At 42.8% G+C, this 23,867-nt stretch carries 19 protein-coding genes and 1 tRNA gene; 10 read left to right on the forward strand and 10 right to left on the reverse strand.

From position 1 onward, the window contains the following. Positions 1-14: 14 nt before the first annotated feature. Both QFZ48_RS29900 and QFZ48_RS29905 read left to right on the forward strand, forming a co-directional pair. Positions 15-638, forward strand: a complete 624-nt coding sequence (locus QFZ48_RS29900) for a GlxA family transcriptional regulator (RefSeq protein WP_429065095.1) — start codon at positions 15-17, stop codon at positions 636-638. Between the two features lie 31 nt (positions 639-669). Further along, complete coding sequence (locus QFZ48_RS29905; RefSeq protein ID WP_429065096.1) at positions 670-993, forward strand: helix-turn-helix domain-containing protein; 324 nt, start codon at positions 670-672, stop codon at positions 991-993. Positions 994-1,034: 41 nt separating this feature from the next. On the opposite strand, the gene QFZ48_RS29910 is transcribed toward QFZ48_RS29905, so the two are convergent. Continuing rightward, complete coding sequence (locus QFZ48_RS29910) at positions 1,035-1,565, reverse strand: hypothetical protein (RefSeq protein ID WP_429047133.1); 531 nt, start codon at positions 1,563-1,565, stop codon at positions 1,035-1,037. Positions 1,566-1,844: 279 nt separating this feature from the next. Further along, positions 1,845-2,441 (reverse strand): Crp/Fnr family transcriptional regulator, encoded by a 597-nt coding sequence (locus QFZ48_RS29915; protein ID WP_429047131.1) that lies wholly within the window; start codon positions 2,439-2,441, stop codon positions 1,845-1,847. A 109-nt stretch (positions 2,442-2,550) separates the two neighbouring features. On the opposite strand from QFZ48_RS29915, the gene QFZ48_RS29920 reads away from it, so the two are divergent. After that, complete coding sequence (locus QFZ48_RS29920) at positions 2,551-4,923, forward strand: TonB-dependent receptor (RefSeq protein WP_429065098.1); 2,373 nt, start codon at positions 2,551-2,553, stop codon at positions 4,921-4,923. Between the two features lie 61 nt (positions 4,924-4,984). On the opposite strand, the gene QFZ48_RS29925 is transcribed toward QFZ48_RS29920, so the two are convergent. The 4 genes from QFZ48_RS29925 to QFZ48_RS29940 all read right to left on the reverse strand — a co-directional run bounded on the left by QFZ48_RS29925 (position 4,985) and on the right by QFZ48_RS29940 (position 9,789). Continuing rightward, positions 4,985-5,188: a hypothetical protein gene (locus tag QFZ48_RS29925; protein WP_429047127.1), complete on the reverse strand. Its 204-nt coding sequence runs from the start codon at positions 5,186-5,188 to the stop codon at positions 4,985-4,987. A gap of 112 nt (positions 5,189-5,300) precedes the next feature. Next, positions 5,301-6,518 carry a macrolide family glycosyltransferase gene (locus QFZ48_RS29930; RefSeq protein WP_429065100.1) on the reverse strand — a complete coding sequence of 406 codons (1,218 nt, stop codon included), beginning with the start codon at positions 6,516-6,518 and terminating at the stop codon, positions 5,301-5,303. Positions 6,519-6,578: 60 nt separating this feature from the next. Next, a complete protein-coding gene (locus QFZ48_RS29935) occupies positions 6,579-7,400 on the reverse strand; it encodes a DUF4249 domain-containing protein (protein ID WP_429047123.1) in 822 nt (273 codons plus the stop codon). Positions 7,401-7,416: 16 nt separating this feature from the next. After that, the gene (locus QFZ48_RS29940) at positions 7,417-9,789 is read right to left on the reverse strand and encodes a TonB-dependent receptor (protein ID WP_429065102.1); all 2,373 of its coding nucleotides are present in this window, start codon (positions 9,787-9,789) and stop codon (positions 7,417-7,419) included. Positions 9,790-10,288: 499 nt separating this feature from the next. On the opposite strand from QFZ48_RS29940, the gene QFZ48_RS29945 reads away from it, so the two are divergent. From QFZ48_RS29945 to QFZ48_RS29965, 5 genes are all read left to right on the forward strand, one after another. Continuing rightward, entirely contained in the window at positions 10,289-11,044 is a 756-nt protein-coding gene (locus tag QFZ48_RS29945; protein ID WP_429065103.1) for a sensor histidine kinase, read from the forward strand. 96 nt (positions 11,045-11,140) lie between these two features. Beyond that, positions 11,141-11,863 (forward strand): LytR/AlgR family response regulator transcription factor, encoded by a 723-nt coding sequence (locus tag QFZ48_RS29950; RefSeq protein ID WP_429047115.1) that lies wholly within the window; start codon positions 11,141-11,143, stop codon positions 11,861-11,863. A gap of 237 nt (positions 11,864-12,100) precedes the next feature. Beyond that, a complete protein-coding gene (locus tag QFZ48_RS29955) occupies positions 12,101-13,429 on the forward strand; it encodes a TolC family protein (RefSeq protein WP_429065105.1) in 1,329 nt (442 codons plus the stop codon). A 5-nt stretch (positions 13,430-13,434) separates the two neighbouring features. Further along, on the forward strand, positions 13,435-14,493 hold the full coding sequence (locus QFZ48_RS29960; RefSeq protein ID WP_429047111.1) for an efflux RND transporter periplasmic adaptor subunit: 1,059 nt from the start codon (positions 13,435-13,437) through the stop codon (positions 14,491-14,493). Between the two features lie 12 nt (positions 14,494-14,505). After that, positions 14,506-17,625: an efflux RND transporter permease subunit gene (locus QFZ48_RS29965; RefSeq protein WP_429065106.1), complete on the forward strand. Its 3,120-nt coding sequence runs from the start codon at positions 14,506-14,508 to the stop codon at positions 17,623-17,625. A 326-nt stretch (positions 17,626-17,951) separates the two neighbouring features. On the opposite strand, the gene QFZ48_RS29970 is transcribed toward QFZ48_RS29965, so the two are convergent. Continuing rightward, positions 17,952-18,025 (reverse strand) — tRNA-Pro (locus QFZ48_RS29970). A 488-nt stretch (positions 18,026-18,513) separates the two neighbouring features. Between QFZ48_RS29970 and QFZ48_RS29975 the strand changes: the two genes are divergently transcribed. Together QFZ48_RS29975 and QFZ48_RS29980 are read left to right on the forward strand one after the other, a co-directional pair. Then, on the forward strand, positions 18,514-18,969 hold the full coding sequence (locus QFZ48_RS29975) for a (2Fe-2S)-binding protein (protein ID WP_370912998.1): 456 nt from the start codon (positions 18,514-18,516) through the stop codon (positions 18,967-18,969). A 29-nt stretch (positions 18,970-18,998) separates the two neighbouring features. After that, positions 18,999-21,287, forward strand: a complete 2,289-nt coding sequence (locus QFZ48_RS29980; RefSeq protein WP_429065108.1) for a molybdopterin cofactor-binding domain-containing protein — start codon at positions 18,999-19,001, stop codon at positions 21,285-21,287. A gap of 61 nt (positions 21,288-21,348) precedes the next feature. Here QFZ48_RS29980 and QFZ48_RS29985 read toward each other — a convergent pair whose 3' ends face one another. From QFZ48_RS29985 to QFZ48_RS29995, 3 genes are all read right to left on the reverse strand, one after another. After that, a complete protein-coding gene (locus tag QFZ48_RS29985) occupies positions 21,349-22,251 on the reverse strand; it encodes a helix-turn-helix domain-containing protein (RefSeq protein ID WP_429065110.1) in 903 nt (300 codons plus the stop codon). A gap of 70 nt (positions 22,252-22,321) precedes the next feature. Next, entirely contained in the window at positions 22,322-23,089 is a 768-nt protein-coding gene (locus QFZ48_RS29990; protein WP_429065111.1) for an SDR family NAD(P)-dependent oxidoreductase, read from the reverse strand. A gap of 159 nt (positions 23,090-23,248) precedes the next feature. Beyond that, positions 23,249-23,809, reverse strand: a complete 561-nt coding sequence (locus QFZ48_RS29995) for a sigma-70 family RNA polymerase sigma factor (RefSeq protein WP_429065113.1) — start codon at positions 23,807-23,809, stop codon at positions 23,249-23,251. Between the last annotated feature and the right edge of the window lie 58 nt (positions 23,810-23,867).

The following is a 23,867-nucleotide window of genomic DNA, read 5'->3' on the forward strand; positions in this document are numbered from 1 at the left end:
ATCTTACAACGTCTATGTTAATATCAGTTTTTGCACCAGAGAAGGGCGTAATAGAAGCGGTAACGCCACCTTACCGTGCTTTTAAGACAGCCAATGATTTTCTTATGGCCCTGGGAAAAGAGGCGATATTTGAGGTTGAATATGTTGGCCTTACCCCGTTTGTTTCGGCAAACGACGGTGAATACACGATAAGGACCGACCGCTTGCTCCGGGATGTGAGTAAAACCGATTTATTAATAATTCCTCCTGTATATGGCAATATTGCTGACGGAATAGAAATAAATGCTGACGCCATTCCACACATCAGGAAATTGTATGAAAAGGGCTGTAGCGTTGCCAGCTTGTGTTTAGGCGCTTTCCTGCTGGCTGAGACCGGGTTGTTGAACGGCAAAAAGTGCTCTACACATTGGGCCTACCTTGACGAGTTCAGAGCGCGGTACCCTGGAATTGAGGTAGTGGATGGCGCTATTATTACTGAAGTAGGAAACATATATAGTAGCGGAGGTGCCAGCAGCCTTTGGAATTTGGTCCTATACCTGATTGAGGAATTTTCCGACAGGGGAAACGGCCGTATTAATTTCAAAGAGCTTCGCCTTAGATATTGGCCGCAGCAGCCAGGCCGTATTTACAGTGTTTAAGGGGCAAAAGAAACATGCCGATGAAGAAATCATGAAGGTCCAGGATTACATCGAGATGAATTACAACGAGAAAATGTCGATAGACGAGTTAGCGGCCATAGTTAATTCCGGGAGAAGGACCTTCGAGCGAAGGTTCAGGCAGGCAACAAGCAATACTCCTTTGGAATATATACAAAGAGTACGCGTAGAGGCCGCTAAGCGCTTCTTTGAGGCTTCCCGGAAAAATGTGAGCGAAGTAATGTTTGATGTAGGGTACACCGATACCAGAGCTTTCCGGGATGCATTTAAAAAAGTAACCGGCCTAACGCCTATAGAATACAGGAACAAATATGTTAAGGTTACTGCAGAAGTATAGATGTGGGTTGATATTAGGAATGGAAAACGCACGGTACAGGATCAGGACCATTCCATTTGAAATTGTTTACAAATGGCAAGAATTTCCTCCGGTGTCTTTTCAAAGTGATTTAATACGACTGTGTACCTCTGGTTGCTGTTTGGGTTCAGGTTATCTATATTACTAAGGGTTATGATAAGATACTCATAGTTCGTTGTGATGGCTCCTCTATCACCACCGTTATCCGGGATGCAGTACGTATAGGATTTTACATCAAAGTCTGCGATATTTCCCCATTTAAGTTTTACAATTGATGGAAAAGCAAAGCTGCCTCGCGCATCTACATCCTCTAAAATACTTCTGCCATAGTATATGACCATCTCGTCTTCTGATAGTTTTATTTGTGATGGTACATCCCATAAATATTTCACTATTCCAACTGAAGGGATGATTAATGAGACGATAAAAATAATGGATGGTAATGAAGCTGAATATTGTATAATAGAAATCAGTCCTCCAGCCAATAATATAGCAAAAATGATCAAATCTGCTATATATTTTCTCTTGCGTTCTGCAATGATTATTGTTTCCATATATTGTTCATAACAAGGTAAGTATTTAACAGTAAACCTGTTCTTTGGTTCTAAGCCTTCAATTGTAGTGGTAAGTTAGAAAAAACGGACACAATTCGAACTTTCTTATGGCAGACTTAATTAGTATTGATAGTTTCCATCAGAAATCAGCACAAAAATTATTAACAATGAAATAAAGCCGCTATTCCTATTGGATTAAGTTGTGTTTGCAAAACATGGAGGGGACCCTTCTTAATTTTCTTCCAACCAATGTCTCCATTATCCACCATGGTGTTTCAACTATTTTGAAACCAGCCTTTTCCTGATCCGGCTTAATGCTTCGGGCGTAACTCCAAGATAAGATGCCACGTAATACTGCGGTACTCTTTGAATCAACTCTTCCCTTTCTTTTATAAGATTCAAATACCGCTCTTCGGGCTTTTCTCCCATCAACCTGGCGTTTTTTTGGGTAACACGCAAAAACTGGGCTTCTGCAATGAGCCTGCCAATGCGTTCATACTCAGGAAATCTTTCATACAGCTTTTGCAGGCTGTTGAAATGAAGATGATACAATTCACAATCTTCCAGGGCTTCTATTCCATAATTAGCAGGACGGGACGTCAAAAAACTTTCATAATCTCCAGTAAATTGATGCTCAAAAAAGAACTCGTAGACGGTCTTCTTCCGGTCAGACAAATCAAATGCGATCACCGCCCCCTTCTCAATAAAGGACACCCATTTGTTTACAGCACCCAAATCACTGATAATTTCCCCTTTCTTGTAAGACTTCACTACCAAAAGCTCAGTAAGAGGCTCCCACGCCCCGGCAGAAAGGTTGGGTAAAAATTGCAAAAAATACTGATGAATATTTTCAAACATAAACTTAGCCGGCTTCAATAGACTGTTTTTCCCAGGATACTTTCTTTATTGACCCAGATCAATGAACAGGAAGATCCTGTTGTGGATTTTTGTCCAAAATAATTTCCTGAGATAAATATAGCGAATTATGGCAGCAAAATCAATCTATTATAAGGCCACTTTATTGGCTGTGTTCCTCATTGCCTTTTTCAGCAATGTACAAGCCCAAACCCAAACTATAAACGGGAAATTAGTTGACGAGGCCTCGTTCGCTCCTATCGGTGGTGCGACAATACAAATGGCAAATTACCCGGGGATAAATACGTTTTCGGACTCGCTTGGAAGTTTCCGGCTTATGGGAGTTCCTTTAGGCAGGCAATCTATTATCATTACGTTTGTAGGATACGAACCCTTGTTTCTTTCCGATTTATTGATCACCGCAGGGAAAGAACTTCAACTTAATAATGTGGCAATGCGTGAAAAAATTAAGATGTTGGATGAAGTGGTCATTAGCGCTTCTAACAGGAAATCACCCAACAATGAAATGGCTACGGTAAGCGTCCGCACGTTCAATATGGAAGAAACCAAAAGATATGCCGGCTCTTTTGGCGACCCTGCACGGATGGCTATAAACTTTGCCGGAGTGGTATCCACCAATGACACAAGAAATGACATTATTATACGGGGCAATTCCCCCAATGCTATGCTGTGGCAGTTTGAAGGTCTTAACATTCCCAATCCTAACCACTTCGGTGCGCTGAACAGTATGGGAGGTTCTGTAAGCATGCTGAACAACAACCTGATAGCCAAGTCTGATTTTATATCAGGTGCTTTCCCCGCCCAATATGGTAACGCTGTTGCAGGCGTCTTTGATTTACGGTTGCGAAATGGAAATAAAGACAAGCATGAATTTGTAGGACAAGTAGGTTTCAACGGATTTGAAGCCGGAGCAGAGGGGCCGACCGGGAAAGGTAAAAAAGCGTCCTATCTCGTAAATGCCAGATATTCCACCCTTTCTGTATTCCGGCAGTTAGGGCTCAACTTTGGCACTGGCGGAGGGCAACCCGACTACTACGATGTAAATTATAAAGTACACTCATCAGTCGGGGCGAAAGGGAACCTGAGTTTGTTTGGTATTTGGGGCAGAAGTTCATTTGTGAGCCTGGGCAAAGATTATGATCCCGGCGGACAGGCTTATGGAAATAGCTACTCCAATCGTTTTGCCGATTACGAAACCAACATTACAGGACTTAGTTACGAGCATCTGCTCAGCAATAAGACTACTGCGAAAATAACAGTCGGTTATAGCAGTACGAACGAATGGTTTGACAGGGATTCTATCAGTACGGTAAAACCCGATATCGCTACTCCCGACTGGCACTGGAAATTCTCCACTCAAAAATATTCTGCTGTTTTTCAGTTGAATCATAAGTTAAATGCAAGGCATAGCTTTATTGCAGGGGTTTCCAATGACTATACCAACTTCTCCATTCTCAACAAACGGATCTACGCCGGCGTGCACGACCTGGTAATTGCTGACCGTCAACGCGATTTGGACCTGTTGCAGAGCTATGCTCAATGGAAATACAGGATGAACGATGTGTGGACATTTATTGCAGGGATGCACTACCAATATCTGGATATTTCCCAGAGCCAAAGCATAGAGCCAAGAATAGGGCTAAATGCTAAAATAAACAACAGGCATACTTTAGGCTTCGGTTTCGGAATGCACAGCCAAATGGACAACCTGCTAAATTACACGGTTGTAACATCCACTCCCTCCGGCCACTTGTATACAAATGAATCCTTAGGGTTTATAAGGAGCAACCATGCTGTGTTGTCACACAACTGGAAATTAAACAATAATACAAACCTGAAGACCGAACTTTATTACCAGTCGTTGTATGACCTTCCTGTGGAAAGTCATCCGTCTTCTTTTTCGACCGTCAATCTTGGAGCAGAGGCCACTCCTACATTGCGGGACAGTCTTATCAACCAGGGCAAGGGAAGAAATTTCGGTGTAGAGTTTACCCTTGAAAGGAATTTTTCAAAAGGGCTTTATTACCTGCTTACCACATCCCTGTTTGATTCCAAATACCAGGGAAGCGATAGGGTATTGCGAAATACGGCGTTTAATATGGGTTATGTAATCAATGCTCTTGCAGGCAAGGAATGGAAGTTCAACAGGGAAAGATATTTCAGCATTTCAATGAAGGTCTCTGCTGTCGGAGGTCGCTATCTTTCACCTGTGGACATTACAGCATCTATTGCAGACGGCGAAATACAGTTTATTGAAGAAGAGGCTTTTTCATTAAGGCAATCGGCTTATTTCCGCTCGGATGTAAAGCTATCCTACCGGAAGGAATACAGAAAATCATCTTTAGAAATTTCGCTGGACCTGCAAAACGTTACCAATAACAATAATATTTTCAGACAGGATTGGAACGCCCGTACCGGACAAGTCGTAAACAATTACCAGCAGGGGTTTTTCCCTGTGCCGTTTGTAAGGTTTACTTTTTAATGAAATTGACCAGGATTGGGTTTCGTCTCAAAAACCCAAAACACGATCACTAAAAGGATTTTCACTTCGAACTATCCTCATCAATACCTGGGGGTTTGAGCGCTCCTCCGGCTCCCATCACAACCTCTTTCAGGTTTTGCCGCAATACATATACGGTTACCTTAAAAGATTGGCCATTGCTGGAATCCGGATGGATACCCAGCAAGCCGAAAAGATGCATAGACGGTACATTGCAATGCATGCCATTGGTATTCCACCATTCCATTATGGATTGAAATGGCTCGTTATCCCTACCACAATAAATCAACACCCCTTCCTTTTTTACCCAGTCAGCCAAACGGCGTGCACATCTGGCAGATAAATAATGGTGCCGGACTTCAACATGGAGGAAGCACTTCCTGCTGAAATGCAACAATTGCGTCAGTAGCACGCAAATAGCCTCCTGCACTATGGATTGTGTCCTTTATATTGTGTACAGAATACCGGATCGATTCACTTTGGAATACTATTGTGACAGCCTCACGAAGTGCTTCAGCAGTAAACTCTGTACGATCAAGAATAAGGCCCAGATGCAAATCCCGTATACGTTCTGCTGTTGTTACCTGTTCCTTTATGGATGGTAGCACAACCAAAGGCACACCATAATACAGGCTTTCCATGGTGCTGTTTAAGCCGCCGTGAGTGACAAAAACATCCACATGAGGGAGTAGCGCGGTCTGAGGAACAGAGCGCCTTACAACAAAATTATCGGGAATGGGTTCTAGCGTATGTAAGTCAACCTGATCTCCAACCGACATTACCACGCTCCAACCGGGTGCTGAAAAAGCAGAGAAACACATCCGGTAAAAATCAGGTTCATTATTTCGTAATGTACCCAATGAAATATAGATCCTGATTGCTGGTGATTTGCTGCTTTGCGCTATCGGCCATGGGACTGGTGGTTGCTCCATAAAGGATGGCCCTACAAACAAAAAACGCTCGTCGAATTGTGCGGCATTAACCTGAAATATTTTTGGTAGAAATACCAACGTTAATCCAGGCACTTCTGAAAACAGCTCCTGAAGGGTAAGATCAGGAATCTGGTACAATGTGGTAACTTCTGCAAACGCTTTATTAGCAGTATGTGCAAGTAGTTTGAAATTCGGGGCAGTAAACGTTTCGATAATCTTTTGCGATTGTCTGGGACTATGGAATGGCCGGAAGCCGATCGCAGGTAACCGCAATATCCGTGCTGCGAGTCTGGCTGCAAGCAGCATGGTATTAAATACAATACAGTCAGGGCGTATACTTTTTAACTTTTCTACTATTTCCGGCACTATACGTGGCGATTCACGCGCCATTAAAAACGGTAAAAGCGCAATCTCTTTATCCCCCGGTGGCGGTGTATTTTGACTTCGTAAAGTTCCTGACAATGTGACCGGGATGCCACCTGCTTTTTGCACAGCCCCGGTGAAGGATTCGCCAATAAAATAATAAATTTTATGGCCACGTCTACTTAGTTCTGCCACGATGGGGAGCGTTGGGTTCACATGACCATATGCTGAAATATTGAAAAAAACGTAAGTGGCCATATTTTTATATTCCGATGTGAACATGGTATCTTTTCCAAATCTACACTTTTCCGTTTACCATGCAATGTCTGTGAACGCAATTCATTACTTTATCGTATAATCCTTTGTGTCTACTTCCGATAACCTGAAATATCCATAAGCGAAGTTTGCGAAATGGGTCTGATTGATGATATTTCCTCTCACCGAACCTGGCGTTGTTTGAAACGGGCCGCTACCAGCTCCGGATGCTGCTAACAATTTCCTGAAATAATCATAATATCTCCTGGAAATTCCATACAGCCGGATGTTTACCGGATCTCCGGCTTTCAGATCTTCGTCAGAGAAATATTCCGGTATCAGGTTACCTTGACTGTTATCATCGTCTTTAGCTTTATAATCCGGAAACGTTGATACAGGTGATTGAATACGGTGCAGATAATAATTTTCCACATTGCCGTTATCCTGGTAATAGTAGGTGATCTCCACTTCATCACCCCCAAATCCGCCCTTATCATTCTGTACAATATTATTGTCAATATTCGGCACACCAATACAAGTTTCGGTTGCGGTATAAATCTCTCCATTTAAAACCACTTTTAATGCATAGTTTTCCCCGATAACCGGATGGAAATTGGAGCAGATATATTCCCCCGTACCGGGATTTTCTATAAAACTAAAAACAGTATTTGCTGAATTTGTTATAACTATATTGGCTCCGGAAACTGTTGGAAATTTCGCACTGTAATATCCCGTTGTGGTGGAGAGTTTAATTTTCTGCTCATTGCCTGTTGTACCTTTCACCCAATCAATCGATGCGTCAATTACCAATTTTGGTGCTGCCGTTTCCAAATCCACTTCCACTACTTTTGTGCAGGACAGAAGAAAAAAACAACATGAAGCAATCAGGTATTTAAGTATGTTTTTCATTTTGTAATTATTAGAATCAAAATTTGAAATTGTAAGTCACACCAGGAATGATACCGAAAATCGATATCCTCTTTGCTTCACTCAACCCTGTTTCCCTGTTTTGCTCGAACATAATAGATGCGGCGTTGCCTCTGCTGTAAACATTGTAGATACTGAACACCCATTCACCTTTCCACCTTTTTTTGCTGTCAGGCTTTGGCGTGTAGGTGGCCGATAAATCCAAATGGTGATAAGCCGGAAGCGAATTGGCGTTTCGCTCCCCGTAGTTCCCAATTGTAATTCCCTGATACTCATATTTTCCAATAGGATAAGTTGCAGCTTTCCCTGTTTGGTAGGTAAAAATGCCGCCAAAACTCCACTTTCTTGTCAGTTGATAAGCGCCTGTAAGCGAAAAATTATGTGTTTTATCGTAGTTGGCACGATACCATTCGCCGTTGTTAATGCCAGGTTCTCCGGCGTTTCTTCCCGGTGTACGCTGCTCTGCTTTAGAAAGTGTATAAGAAAGCCAGCCTGTGAGTTTTCCGGTATTTTTCTTCAGCATCACCTCAAGTCCGTAAGCCCTTCCTTCCCCGTTTAGCAATACCTGTTCTATGGCTTTTTGGGCGATCAATTCGGCTCCGTCAATGTAATCCGCTTTATTTTTGATTTTCTTATAAAAGGCTTCTGTTTCCAAAGAATATTTTCCATTGTTGAAATTTCTGAAATAGCCCAATGCAACCTGGTCAAGAATTTCGGGTTTCAAAAACTGGTCGCCCGGCGCCCAGATATCGAGTGGAGAAACGGAAGCTGTGTTGGAAATTAAGTGAATATACTGGCTCATCCGGTTGTAACTCGCCTTAATGGATTGGTCGTCATTTATGGCAAAAGAAACTGCCAAACGAGGTTCTAAATTTCCAAACCCAACAATCTTTTCGTTTTTATTGTAATGCGTTATACTGGTAGGCGTTCCTTCCTCATAAATTTGTAACCCGCGATTGAAAACCACTGCCTGATTATTAGCATAATTATTTACGTTCTGTTCCCCCAACCGCATGAAATTGCTATATCGCAGACCATAATTCAATGATATTTTATCGGTGAGTTTTTGCTCGGCACTGATATACAACGCATTCTCCCAGGCATATTTTTTTTCAAGCTGGTCGGCATTGATAGACGATTTAGCGTCCATGGGTTTTATTGTGCCGGGATTGAATTGGTAGTAGATGGAATTGATGCCATAATTCAAAACCAACTTATCAGACAGACGGTGGTTAAAATTATATTTCAGATTATAATTACGGATGTCCGATGCCCAATCAATGCCAACATACTTTATTTTCAGGCCATAATCGTACTTACTGTAAATGATCGATGCATTGGAAAAAAGTTTATCGGAAAAGATATGATTCCAGCGAAGATTAAAGAATGAGTTTCCATAATTGTTGCTGAAAAAATTACTGAAATCCATTTTATCCTTACCGAAATATCCTGAAAGGAAAATCCTGTTATTGTCATTAATGTTATAATTCAGTTTCGCATTCAAATCATAAAAAGAAACAGAATTGGGGTTGTCTGCCAGTTTCATAAACAATTGAGCATAAGAAGTACGACCAGCAACCACGAACGAACTTTTACCTTTTACAATAGGGCCTTCTGCCAGTAATCTGCTCGAAATCGCTCCAATTCCATCCGTTACGTGATATTCCTGGTTGTTCCCTTCTTTTTGATAAATATCCAGAACAGACGAAGTACGTCCACCGAAATTTGCTGGTATTCCACCTTTATACAATTTCAGATCTTTAATCACATCAGCATTAAAAACGGAGAAAAAGCCGAACAGGTGCGAAGTATTGTAAACAACGGCTTCATCTAACAATATCAAATTACCGTCAACCGAACCTCCTCTGACGTTAAAGCCGGTTGCTCCTTCCTGGGCAGTGGAAACTCCTGGAAGCTGCAGAATAGCTTTCAAAATATCAACCTCGCCCATCACTGCCGGCATCTTTTTGATGGTGGAAATAGAGAGTTTATTCACACTCATTTCCGGATTCCGGATGTTGTTTGTTGAACTCCTGTCCTTTATCACTACCTCATTTAAAGTTCTGCTTTTTTCAAGCATCGAAAAATTTGCTCTGGTGTTTTCTGTCAGAGAGATATGTTCCTCAATATTTTCAAATCCTATACAACTGATAACGATTGTATATGCTCCTTTCGGCAGCGTGATAGAATAAAAGCCATAGGCATTGGTAACTGCCGAGGCTTTTGCTTCAGGGATGAAAACACTTGCACCGATTATTGTTTCGGTGTTTGTTTTCATGGTAACTGTTCCGCTCAATGTGACCTTCTGTTGTGAATAAGCCCCGAATGAAATCACGATAAACAGCAGTGTATAAATGATTTTGTATCTCATCTTTTAAAAATCGATTTAACAATTGTAATTGGCTACAAAACTATCCCTTTGGATAACCGCCTTTTTTTAATTATACCAAACGCGGTATCTTTTATAGCAAAGTATACCGGGGCACTACAAAACATATTTCTTGTCTTATGCGTTTTTATAATGCGTCCTGATTTCGTATAAAAAGCGTACACTTTCGTATAAAACCAGGATCAAACCATCACTTTAATTGTTAAGTTTGCTATATACAATTTTATAAATGAATGATTTTAACCATCAACAGCTTATTAGCGAAAACGTGCTGTTTCGTTTCCTGATTTCACCTGACCTCAGGATATTCCGTCATTTGCTGCTCATTGTTTTTATAGGTAGTGTATTGTACAACAGCGCTTCCGTAATTGCCAACCCGATAGCGATATTTGTATATTTTATAATATTATTTTATGTAAATATGTACGTACTGGTACCAAAGCTTTTGTTCAGGAATAAGAATATCAAATACTGCTTATCAGTGATCATCATCCTGGTTGTAATGGCTGTTTGTGGCTATTTTTTTAATCCTATTAATAAAGAAAATGCGCTGAATATTCCACTTTTTTCCTTCCTTACTGTACTGCTGTTAGCAGCGTCATCTTCCATAAAACTGTTTCAGAAGGGAATGATGGACAAGCAATTGATCTACGAGCTGAAACAGTCGAAAACTGATGCAGAACTGGAACAATTGAAAAACCAGATCAACCCGCATTTTTTATTTAATATGCTCAACAATGCCAATGTTCTGACAAAGAAAGATCCCGAAAAAGCCTCGCAGGTTTTAATGAAGTTGAGCGATTTACTTCGCTACCAACTTTATGACAGTGCAAGAGATAAGGTGTTGTTGACTTCGGATATTCATTTCTTGGAAGATTTTTTAAATTTGGAGAAAGTAAGGCGGGATAGTTTTGATTTCCTGATTTCAAAAGAGGGAGATCTGAGCGGCGTGCAAATCCCTCCTTTGCTGTTCATTTCGTTTGTGGAAAATGCGGTAAAGCACAACAATGATGCAACAAAAGCATCTTATGTAAACCTGTATTTCGATGTTAGAAACGATGAACTTTTCTTTAAATGTATCAATTCCAAACCTGTGCTTAAATCCGTTAATAATACAGGCGGATTGGGGCTGGCAAATATCAAACGAAGACTGGAACTTTTGTTCCCGGCAACACATCGTTTAAATATCGAAGATGATTCAGAAAGGTATTGCGTAACCTTAACTATAAAGCTATAACTTGCATAGTAATCAATAACGAGCCGATGGCGATGAACGTGATCAAATTCAAATATCGCAAACGATAATTTCGTTATATAGTAAAGCGTATAAATTATGAACTGCATTATTATAGATGATGAACCACTCGCAAGAGAAGCCATAGAGATGTTGATTGACCAAACCGATGATTTAGATTTAATCGGTTCGTTCAACAGCCCCGAAGCCGCCAAAAATTTTATAGAAAACAATACAGTTGAATTAATTTTCCTTGACATACAAATGCCGGGAATAAACGGAATTGAATTTGCCCGAACCATTCCGAAAGAAACATTTGTGATTTTCACAACCGCCTATTCTGAATTTGCTACCGACAGCTATGAAGTAGATGCGATTGACTACCTGATAAAACCCGTAAAATCGGACCGTTTTCAAAAAGCGGTTGAGAAAGCCCGCACCTACTCCAAATTATTCAAGGCGGACTACGCCGATAACAATATTGAACAGGTAGCAGACGACTTTTTCTTTGTGAAAGCAGACCGGAGAATTTTTAAAATCTATTTTAATAACATACTTTTTATTCAGGGTTTAAAAGACTATGTCGTGATGCATAGCGAAAATCAGAAAGTAATTACGGCGATGAATATCAAAACTATCTACGATCAATTACCAAAAGATATGTTTGTGAGAGTAAGCAAATCCTATGTCATTAATGTTAAGCATATCGATTCTGTGGATAATAACACAGTGTACATAGGTACAAACGAAATTCCCATCGGAAATACTTACAGGGATTTCTTTTTCAATGAATTTGTAACAAAAAAGATTGCGAACAGGTAGCATACGCATTTCCCTGCTGTATCAAAAGGCGCTTTCAGCCAGAAGAAGCCTTGATGAAATTTTACCCTCCCGATTAGCGATACGATAGCTTCACAACACCCTATTGGTTACTATTATCTCCTTTTGTATAAAAACCAGCCGGTTTGGTATAAAATGAATTTAAGCCGTTCTCCTGTGGACTATTTTAGCATCATTTATCAGAAATCCTTTTACAGACGAAGGAATAAGTTAGAATGTATGGCTAAAAATTTTCTAATGCTAATGATCTTTTGCATCTATGTCAAAGCTGAGGCCCAGGAGAGCTGGACATTGAAGCATTGTATAGCGTATGGTCTGCAAAATAACCGGAATGCCAGCATTTATGCGAATCAGAAGATAGCTGCCGATGCTAAAGCCAGGGAGGTTCTTGCAGATTATCTCCCCAAAGTGAGCCTTACTTCAATGTTGGACAACAATCTCAAATTGCAGCAAAATGTTATTCCAGCTGGAGTTCTCGGACCCAATGAAATCAAGGTGTCCCTTACCCAAAAATTTAACTCGAATGCCGTTGCACAACTTGACCAGGTATTATACGATCAGTCATTGTTGACAGGGCTTAAAGCAAATAAGTTCAATAGGGAACTGGCGGATCTCAATATTCAACAGAGTCAGGAATCAATTATCTACAATATTAGCGCTGCCTTTTTTCAATTGCTGGTTTACCGGCAACAAATTCTGCTGTTAGAATTTAACAGCAAAACATATGAACGACAGATGGATATATACCGGCTGCAAGTGGTTAAAGGTGTTGTATTACAGAAGGACCTGGATAAGGTGTCCGTGGATTTCAATAACACTATGTCACAGATCAGGGTAGCTGAGAGTAATTTTCAATTGGCGGAGAATCAATTGAAATTCGAGATGGGATATCCCATTGATGATAAACTTCCCGTTAATCTGGTTGATGCTATAGCACCGCTGGCTGGTCCGGAGGATTCGCTGGTGCGTTTTTCTCCGGCAGCCCGGATTGACTATCGGATATCATCCGCTAATATCAGATTATTAGAGATAGAACAGGCTTGCATTAAAGCCGAAGGACTACCCAAATTAACGGGATATGTGCGTTATGGCGCTGTTGGATTTGGCGAAAAATTGAGAGGGGCCTATGATGAATTATTGCCATATTCGACAGTCGGCTTAAAACTTACAATTCCGATCTTGGACTTCTATAAACGTAATGCCAGACATAAGCAGGCTGTGTTGAATCGGATCAATGCAGAGGAGAGTTTGAAGCTTTCCGAGAGTAAGTTCAGCGTTGAATTTGAAAATGCCCGGACGAAAGTTGCCCAAACCCGGACCAATATGGAAAACGATAAACGAAATATGGACCTGGCCGAATCAGTATTTAAGGTAACAAATCTTCAATTTCAGAAAGGCACTACTGATTTGAATGACTGGTTAATTACCCAGAATTCCCTCAAGTCAGCACAAAACAATTATCTGAACGCTATCTACAACTACTACCAGGCTCGGGTTGATCTTGAGAAAGCCGCAGGTACATTGAAAACATTTTTAAATTCTCTTTAACTGGGATGAAAAAAAGAATCGTATTGATACTGGTTATTACTGCAATGTTAATTGCCATTGTGTTTAAGTTAGCATACAATAAAACCAAAATTGCAGAGAAAAATTCGCCTGCTAAGATTGAAGACATTCGTATACCTGTCACTACCTCCAATGTGAAGTCGGAGATTATGCTGGAACCGCTGGTGAAAACTGGCGCGCTGGCGCCTTTAAGAGCGTCCAGGGTGTTCTCTGCTTCCGGCGGCCAGTTACAGAAAGTGATGTTCAACCTGGGCGACCATGTAAGAAAGGGCCAGTTACTCGCTATTGTTGATAGCAGGTTGCTTGCGCTAGATCTGCAAAAGGCAGAAACGAATGTTGCAAAGTTGGAGAGGGATATTAATAATTACAGGGAACTGTTGGCAGGAAACGCCGTCACCCTTGAAAAGGTGGAGAGTATGCAACAAAGCTATAATGACGCATTGAATCTTGCTCAACAGATACGAAAACAGATAGCCGATGCGAGTATTAAAGCGCCGGATGATGGCATTATTGCTTCCAAACCGGTTGAACAGGGCATATTCATAGCGGCCGGAACGGAAGTGGCTTCAATAGTGAATATGTCGTTGCTGAAAGTACAGGTAAATCTGACTGAGGATGAAGTTTACAAGGTGGCTAAAGGCCAGAAAATTGGTATCACCACAGCTGTTTATCCAGGAAGAATTATTCCCGGCGTAGTGATTTTCATTAGTCCCCAGGCTAACCAGGCATTCAATTATCAGGTTGAGATTACTGCACCGAATGATAAATCCATGCCGCTGCTTGCAGGTACATTTGTTAATGTCGATTTCTCAAAGAAAACTGAACGGAAAGTATTACTTGTTTCGCGGGAGGCCTTAATCGAAAGCACTACTAATGCAGCTGTTTATGTGGTGATAAATGGCAAGGCTATCCGGCGGGAAATCAGCGTAGGTAGAAATTATGGGGATGAACTGGAGGTACTGGGTGGTTTGGAAGACAAGGATAAGGTGGTTATTTCTGGTCAGGTTAACCTGAAAGACAGTGCCTTGATTAATGTTATTAAGTAAAGAATAAGATGTATGTCAATTACTGAAATCGCCATAAAACGGCCACTACTGCTGATTGTGATCTTTACTGTACTGATCCTGTTTGGTGTCCAGTCGTACCTGGGTTTAAATTACAATCTCCTGCCCAAAATTGATGTTCCTACGGTTTCTGTCAGCACAATCTATCCAGGGGCTGCAGCTGCTGAAGTTCAAACCAATGTTACAAAAAAATTGGAAGATGCGGTTTCCTCAGTTGAGGGATTGGATCAAATTAGTTCAACTTCCCAGGAGAATCTTTCAATAATTACAATTTCTTTCAGATCGGGAACCGATATCGATAAAGCAGAACGTGATGTTCAGCGAAAAGCCGATCAAATTATTAGTCAGTTACCACTTGATGCTGAAAAGCCGGGGATAAGTAAAGTTAACCTGGATGAAACGCCGGTTATTAAGGCCGGCGTTACGGGGAACCTGCCTCCGCGGAAAATTTTTGACCTGGTTGATAACCAGTTGCGCCCAATATTACAGAACGTTCCCGGAGTGGGGCAGGTTAACATTATCGGGGGAGAAAAACGGGAGATTCAGGTAAATGTAATGCAGGATAGGCTTATGGCTTATGGGCTTTCCATTGGACAGGTGACAAATGCGATCGGTAAAGCGAACCTTTCATTTCCTGCAGGGAGCATTGAAACAACAAACAAACAGCTTTCCATCCGCTACGATGCAAATGTGGATTCGATCGGGGAGCTTCGTAATCTGATCATTTTACAACACCCAACTCAGGGTACCATAAAGTTAGGAGATGTTGCGGATGTGTCAGATGGGACGGCAAAGCCTACCGCCATCAACCACATAGATGGGATTCCATCAATTGGTATCCAAATCATTAAGCAGAGTGATGCAAATGCAGTGGCAGTAAGCGATCGGGTAAAGAAGTGCTTTCGTGAGCTAGAGAAACAATACTCGGGGCAGAAACTGCTGTTTAATGTTTCCTCGGATCAGAGCGTGTATACATTGCATGCAGCTAATGCAGTTATGTTCGATCTGTTTTTGGCTGTAATAATTGTAGGTATTGTAATGTTGGCTTTCCTCCATAGTATAAGAAGTGCGTCATTTGTACTGATCGCTCTTCCATCTTCTATCATTCCTACATTTATCGCCATGTATCTGATGGGATTTTCCTTGAATTTAATGACGCTAATGGCAATGTCTTTGGTGGTGGGGATACTTGTGGATGATTCAATTGTGGTTCTGGAGAATATTTACCGCCATATGGAGATGGGGGCGGATCGCCGGAAGGCTGCACTGGAAGGACGAAATGAGATTGGTTTTACAGCCTTATCTATCACATTGGTGGATGTGGTGGTGTTTCTGCCGTTGGCATTAGCAGGCGGGATGATTGGAGCAATTTTACGGGAATTTTCCCTCGTCGTTGTTTTTTCAACACTAATGAGCCTCTTCGTATCATTTACCATCACACCTGTGCTGGCAAGCAGGTTTGGTAAACTGGAGCAGCTGTCTGCAAAAAGTATTTGGGGAAGGATTAATTTGAAGTTCGAGTACTTTATCGAAATGATAAAAGAGGAATATGGCAGGTTATTAAGAGCAGTATTAAGAAAAAAGAGATGGTTACTGATACTTGTAATGTGCCTGATTTTTGGATCAATTGCGTTGGTCCCGATGGGGTTTATCGGCGCCGCGTTTATTCCTAAAGCGGATCAAAGTGATTTGATCCTGAATATGGAACTGGAGCCAACAGCAAGTATTTACAAGACTAATATGAAGGTTCAGCAGGCGGAAAAGATTATCCGGGAACAACCAGAGGTGAAGAAGATCTTCTCCAGCATAGGATTTGTGAGTGGAAGTGTGGCTGGAGCATCTGCAAATGCTAACCTGGCTGAACTGACGGTTGGCCTGGTCGATAAGAACGGGAGAAGTAAAAGTTCTGAGGAACTCGGAATGTATCTACAGCAAGAACTAAGTACTATCATAGAGGGTGTGAAGTTTACAGTCGCCTCCACTTCAATAACCGGAAATGTAAGCAATGCGCCGATACAGATAGCCATCAAAGGTGTTGATCTGAGCGCCGTTCGACAGGTTGCCCAGGAGTATATGAAGGTGGTCGCAGATGTTCCCGGAGCGCAGTTTGTAAAGCTGTCGGTAAAGGACAGGAAACCCGAGGTGGACATCAGGCTCAATAGGGAAAAAATGAGTCTCCTTGGACTCAATGCGAGTGCTGTTGGTGTTGCGTTACAGAATGCTTTTAGCGGGGATGATAAGAACCAGTTCAAACAAAATGGGAACGAGTATGATATCAGGATAGGGCTGGATCAGTTTAGCAAATCGGATATCAGCAATATAATGGACCTGCCGGTGGTAAACGCTAATGGTCAGACAATACTGCTGCGGCAATTCGCGGATGTTAAAGAAACACTGGGGGAAACCACTCTTCAGCGTATTGACCGGCTCGGGTCTATTACAGTGCAGGCAAACGTTTCCGGGCGGCCAACGGGTACTGTAGCCGATGAAATCAAAGCTAAGACAAAATCTATAAAGGTGCCGGAAGGGGTTAATATTGAGTACCTGGGAGATTCCAGGAATCAGGCAGATGCCTTTGGAAGCCTTGGTCTGGCACTTATCACCGCAATCGTACTGGTATATCTTATCATGGTAGCGCTTTATGAAAACGCGGTGTATCCATTTGTAGTGCTGTTTTCGATACCAGTGGCACTGGTTGGTGCATTACTGGCACTGGCGCTAACTATGGAAACATTAAACATCTTTACAATTATTGGGATGATTATGCTATTGGGGTTAGTCGCTAAAAATGCTATTCTCATTGTCGACTTTGCAAATAAACTCAAAGAGGAGGGACATGGAACTGTAGAAGCACTGATAGAAGCAGGCAGGGAAAGGCTTCGCCCAATTTTAATGACAACGCTCGCGATGATTTTTGGCATGTTACCTATAGCAATGGCAAAAGGCGCCGCGGCTGAGATTAAAAACGGAATGGCCTGGGTAATCATTGGGGGGCTGACAAGTTCTATGATACTCACGCTCTTTGTGGTACCCGCAATGTACCTGATTGTGGATGGTATACTTGTCCGCCTTTCCCGTCATCGTAAGCAGCCTTCCATCGAGGGTACTTCATAAGCAGCAAGAAAGCCGCCTCATTCCGGGCAACCTTAATTTTTGTAGTTGAATCGTGATAGGTGCCGGTTGCTAAGGTATTATGGGCCGCGTTTGGCCAATATTCCTCCTGAACATAATGCAGATGTATACTTTCTGAACACTTATGGGTAACACTAACACATACAGTGTAATCAGTTGTAGGTTAGACAAACGGCCCCGATATTTATCGGGGCTTAATTGTTTGTGAAGTATTGTGCTTTCCAGCTACTTTCTCGTACGCAGGGAAGTATAAAATACCAGCAATAAAAAAGCCTCAAAACCTTTACTAATAAAGATTTTGAGGCTTGTCGGGACGACTGGATTCGAACCAGCGACCTCTTGCACCCCATGCAAGCGCGCTACCGGGCTGCGCTACGTCCCGTTTTAACCGGTAAATTCCCCATTCGATGGGGTGCAAAAGTACTTAATTATTTTATTTTTCAAAATATTAGGTATACTTTTTTTTATAAAATATTCATTTCTAAGGAATCATCGAAGCTTCGGACTACCCCTCATTTTCCGCCCACCGGGATTCTTCCGTATTACCATTGATCAAAAGTTCAGCTCCGGCAACGACAGGCGGTCATGCCTGTGCGACAATTTTTGTTATTGTTCAAACTCCGGATATATCGCGCCGCCTTATTTGTTGTAAGAATACAGATTGTTGCCTTTTTTCATTATATTCAATATCGATATAACTGCTTGTCAGATGAAGGACGATTGATTGATTATCATAATCATTCGTTTCTTTTTCTTAACTGCCTAAGTATATTAATCAATAGTTTTGTTTTCATGTTAAAGTGCAGATCATTACCTGCCAGGTACTATATACCCTCCAATGCAAGATCAAGATTAAATAAATAAAGCAATATGGCTAAATATTCAATTCATGTAAATGGCAAAACACACGAAGTGGATGTGTTAGAAGATATGCCATTGTTATGGGTGCTGCGGGATATCATTGGCTTAAAGGGAACCAAGTTCGGTTGCGGCAAAGCCTTGTGCGGCGCCTGCACGGTACATCTCAATGACACGGCCATCCGCTCCTGCAGTTATCCTGTTTCTGCAGTTGGCGCCGATAAGATTACCACCATTGAGGGGTTGGCGGAAGAAGGGGATCATCCTGTTCAGCAAGCCTGGGAAAAGCTGGTCGTGCCACAATGCGGCTACTGTCAAACCGGGCAAATCATGAATGCAGCAGCCTTGCTGAAAAAGAATCCGCACCCGTCCGAACAGGAAGTCGAACAGGCGATGCAGGGCAATCTTTGCAGATGCGGCACCTACAACAGGATTAAAGCAGCTATACTAAGTGCTGCTACTGTCTAATTAATCAGTCATTCAAAAAGAACAGATCCATGAAGGTTATATCTCCATTTGAGAAGAACACCGATGCCGTAGCATCGGAAATCTTCAGAGCTTCCAGAAGAGATTTTCTAAAAGTAGGTGGTTTACTCGCAGGAGGTTTGGTGTTGGGTGTGAGTATTTTTAGCTGTAATGAAAAAGGAAAAAAGATTGCCACTTTAGCTCCCAATGTATATTTACGTATTACTTCGGCCGGAGAAGTGATCATCATTGCCCACCGCTCTGAAATGGGTCAGGGCATCCGGACTTCCCTCCCACTGGTTATAGCAGATGAATTGGGAGCCGATTGGAGCAAGGTTCAGATTGTGCAGGCAGAAGGCGATGAAAAGAAATATGGCAATCAAAATACAGATGGCTCCTTTTCCATAAGGATGTTCTATAAGCCGATGCGTGAGGCAGGAGCAATCGCCAAACTTTTACTCATGCAGGCGGCGGCAAAAAAATGGCAGGTGCCCGTAGAGGAATGCGACACGGCCAACGGCCAGGTGGTTCACAAAAAATCGAATAAGCAGCTGGGTTTTGGCGAGTTGGTGGACGCCGCCAACCTTTTACCGGTTCCCCTTGCGGCCAATGTGAAACTGAAAGATCGTAGCCGCTTTAATATGATTGGCAAAGCAACTCCCATTGTGGATCTGCACGATATTGTAAGTGGCAAAGCCGTTTTTGGAATAGATGCCGTGACAGAAGGCATGAAAGTGGCGGTTATAAAAAGGTGCCCGGTAGTAGGCGGTTCTGTAAAGTCGTTTAACGATACAAAAGCCCGCAGCATACCAGGGGTGATCAAAGTTATTGCCATTAAGGGCGCGGGTCTTCCGGCTACTTTAACAAAACCCCTGAGTGGTGTGGCGGTTATTGCTGAAAATACCTGGGCAGCCATCAAAGCCCGCGATCTGCTGGAAGTGCAATGGGACCTGGGACCTAATGCTACCTATGATTCAGCCAAACAGATCGAGGAATTAAAGCTGGAAGTCGCGAAAAATGGAACGGTGCGCAGAAAGCGGGGCGACTTTAACGCCGCAAAATCGGGAGCTAAAAAAGTGATTGAACATACCTACGTGGCGCCACACCTTGCCCACGCCACCCTGGAGCCGCCCTGCGCGCTCGCAGTGGTAAAAAATGGCACCTGCGAAGTTTGGGCCTGCACGCAAAACCCACAGGGAGCGCGGGATGCCATTGCAGAAGCATTGGGATTTTCCGCAGAAAAGGTAAAGATAAATGTTACCCTGCTGGGCGGCGCTTTCGGACGTAAGTCCAAGCCCGATTTCATGCTGGAAGCAGCCATACTCGCAAAAGAATCCGGTCTTCCCATCAAAGTACAGTGGACCCGGGAAGACGACATCCATCACGATTACCACCATGCTTTAAGCGTACAACGCATTGTTGCCACCATTGACCACGACAATAAGCTCAGTGGCTGGAATCACCACATTGCCTACCCCTCCATTTCGGCTACAGAAGATATTTCCGTGGTGCAACCCAGTGACGGAGAGCTGGCGCTGGGTGCTTCCGACTTCCCGTATAACGCGTCTGCCATACAAATAGAAACGCATGATGCCAAGTCACACATGCGTATAGGCTGGCTGAGATCCGTGCGTAACATTCCCCAGGCATTTGCGATTACCACCATGCTGGACGAAGTAGCGGAAGCAAGAGGAATGGACGCTGTTGCCAATGCCATTGACCTTCTGGGAGAAGACCGTAACATCACCTTCAACCAGGAACTGGTGAAAACCACTTATCCGAATTATGGAGAGGATATCGCCAATTACCCCTGGGAAATCAGCCGGATGAAAGGCGTTATCCAACGGGTTGCCAAGGAATCCGGATGGGGGAAAACAATGCCCAAAGGTTCCGCACTTGGCTTTGCTGCGCACCGGAGTTTTTTAACGTACGTTGCCTGCGTAGTGGAAGTACAGGTAGATGCGAATAACAAAATCACGATTCCAAGCGTCCATTATGCGGTCGATTGTGGTACGGCCGTAAACACCGACAGGATCAAATCGCAGTTTGAAGGAGGTGCGCAATTTTCGGCCAGCTTTGCGTTGAAGAGTGCTATTACCCTGAAAAACGGGCAGGTGGAACAGAACAATTTCGACGGCTACCAGATTATCCGGATGCCGGAGTCACCGAAAGAAATACATGTGCACATCATAGAAAGTGATGCCCAGCCAACCGGTATTGGCGAGCCTCCCGTGCCGCCTTTCACCCCCGCATTATGTAATGCGATTTATGCCGCAATAGGTAAACGCATCTATACCCTGCCTATTGATTTGAGCGCCTGATGTATGCAAATAGTTAAATAATTGAATGAACAAGGCCCGCTTTGCAACGGGCCTTGTTCATTCAATTCAAGTTCCGGTATTCCCTCGGTGAATAACCGGTTTTGCTTTTAAATAATTTTGTAAAGTGAGATGGGTGTTCAAATCCCAGCTCGTAGGCTATTGTTGCAATAGCGTTGTCGGTGCCCCACAACAGGGATTTAGCCTTGTCTATCAGCTTCAGATGAATGTGCTCCTGTGTCGACTTACCGGTATATTTGCTTAATAAATCCGAAAGATAATTGGCGGAGAGATGAAGACGCGATGCGAAATATTTCACATCCGGTACACCGGACGCTATTGGAGTATCCTGGGCGAAATAGTCATTCAAAATCCTGTCAAATTTCTCTATAATATCATTGCTTGCCTTTGTTCTTGTAAAAAACTGGCGATCGTAAAACCTTGCGCAATAGGATAACATCAATTCAAGATTAGTCAGGATAAGATGGTGTGAATGAGTATCCAGATTCATCGAGATCTCCCTGCTGATATTCTTCAGACAATCTTCCAGCACACTTTTTTCAGCATCCGAAATATGCAGGCATTCGTTGGTATCATACCCAAAAAAAGAATAGCCGGTCAGCTTTTGTCCCCTGCTGGTGTGCAAAAAATCAGGGTGGATATAAATTGCCCAGCCTTCCACCTTATTCTCTATGCCGGGCGATAAAACCTGCTGGGGAGCTGTGAACATCAATGAGCCTTCGGAGAAATCGTAAGAAGTACGCCCATATTTAAAGGAGCCCTCTATTTTCTTGCAGGCAATGGAATATAAATCCAACCGGTAGGCCGCCCCTGCCTTCCGGTGCGACCGGTCCACTTTAGACAAATCCACCACGCTTATCAACGGGTGCAGTGGCTTATCATAATGAAAAAAATCATGCAATTCCGAAATCGATCCGATGTCGATATACTTCGTTGGTGTTGTCATAAAGTAATTTAACAAAAAAAGAGATATCATTAACGACAGCGGCCATCTGACAGATGGCCGCTGTCGTTAATCAGATAAAGATACCGCCGCTAACCTCAATTCGCTGGGCATTTACAAAGCGGCTGTCGTCTGAAAGAAGTGATGCAACAAAAGCGCCAACATCATCCGCCTCGCCAAGGCGACCGATGGCAGTCATACCGGCAATTTGCTGGCGGTGACTTTCATCCCCTTTTCCTCCGCCAAACTCCGTGTCAATGGCGCCGGGCGCCACACTGTTAAAACGAATTTTCCTTTCCGCATATTCTTTGGCAAAATACCTGGTCAGTCCTTCCAACCCGGCTTTGAGCGCACCATACACTGCAACACCGGGAAAAGCAAAGCGGGCAAGGCCAGATGAAATATTGATCACCTGCCCGCCCTCCTTCATCAAGGGAATCAGCTTTTGCGTCAGGAAAAATACGCCTTTGAAATTTACGTTTACGAGCTGGTCGAAAATCTCCGGGGTGGTGTCTTTAATGAGCGTTCGCTGGGCGATCCCTGCATTATTTACAAGGTAGTCGAAGTCTTCCCGGTTCCATTCTTTTTTAAGTACCTGTTGAACCTGGCCGACGAAATCGTTGATGGAGCTAAATTCAGCAGCATCCATCTGCAAAGCAACAGCTTTTCCTCCATTACCATTGATAGTATCCGCTACCGCCTGGCCTTGTTCAGGATTGCTGTTGTAAGTAAGGATGACGCCGATATTACGTTTAGCCGCATTTAATGCAATGCTTTTCCCTATACCCCGGCTGCCACCGGTCACCAGGACGATTTTTGATGGCTGATTTGTTGTGTTCATAATCATTGAATTTTATAACACAAAGTTCCATCAGCCTTTCGTCACGCAGTTGAACATTTAACGGTAAAACTTATACATTTCTCTGAAATGAAATGTATTTAACGCTGGTGAGAAGCTACTATTCATTCAATGTCTATAAGTTGCACATAATTGCCGGCGCTACATAAACTCCGCCTGCATCCCCAATAATATCAATACCACCACTAATTTATCCGCAACAAACTTCTTGCGAAGTACCTGGTTGGCCAGGTTTAGATGCTTTTCAATCGCTTTTACACTCAACTTTAACTGATCTGCAATTTCCTGGTGAGTATAGCCATGTTGTTGTTTCAGGAGGAATATTTTACGGCGTTTCTCCGGTAAGGAATTAATAACTTCATGAAAACTACGCCAACCATCTTTGAATATCAGGTCTTCTTCGAAAGATACAGAAAGCGGTTGCTTCTCATTAAAGGCAATATCCCGTAACAAACGCCTTGCTTCCTTCTGATTGTGGTTCACTATTATACGGTAAACATAGGTGCGCAACAAGGGATAGATCATCGCATCATCCTTCAGCGAGGGCAGGTTATCCCATACCTTAATAAAACACTCCTGCACCAGGTCTTCTACCACGAGGGTATCTTTAGTATATCGTTTTACAAAATAATAAAGGCGGTCTTTATTGTCCAGGTAGATCCGCTTAAACCTTTCCTCCAGGTAAAGTGATTGCATGTCCATATTGCTGGTACTTCCCGTTATCGGGGAGCTACAAAGTTGGAAAAGTTTTACCTTCTGC

It is taken from the genome of Chitinophaga sp. W2I13 (assembly GCF_050434005.1).
GTDB lineage: Bacteria > Bacteroidota > Bacteroidia > Chitinophagales > Chitinophagaceae > Chitinophaga.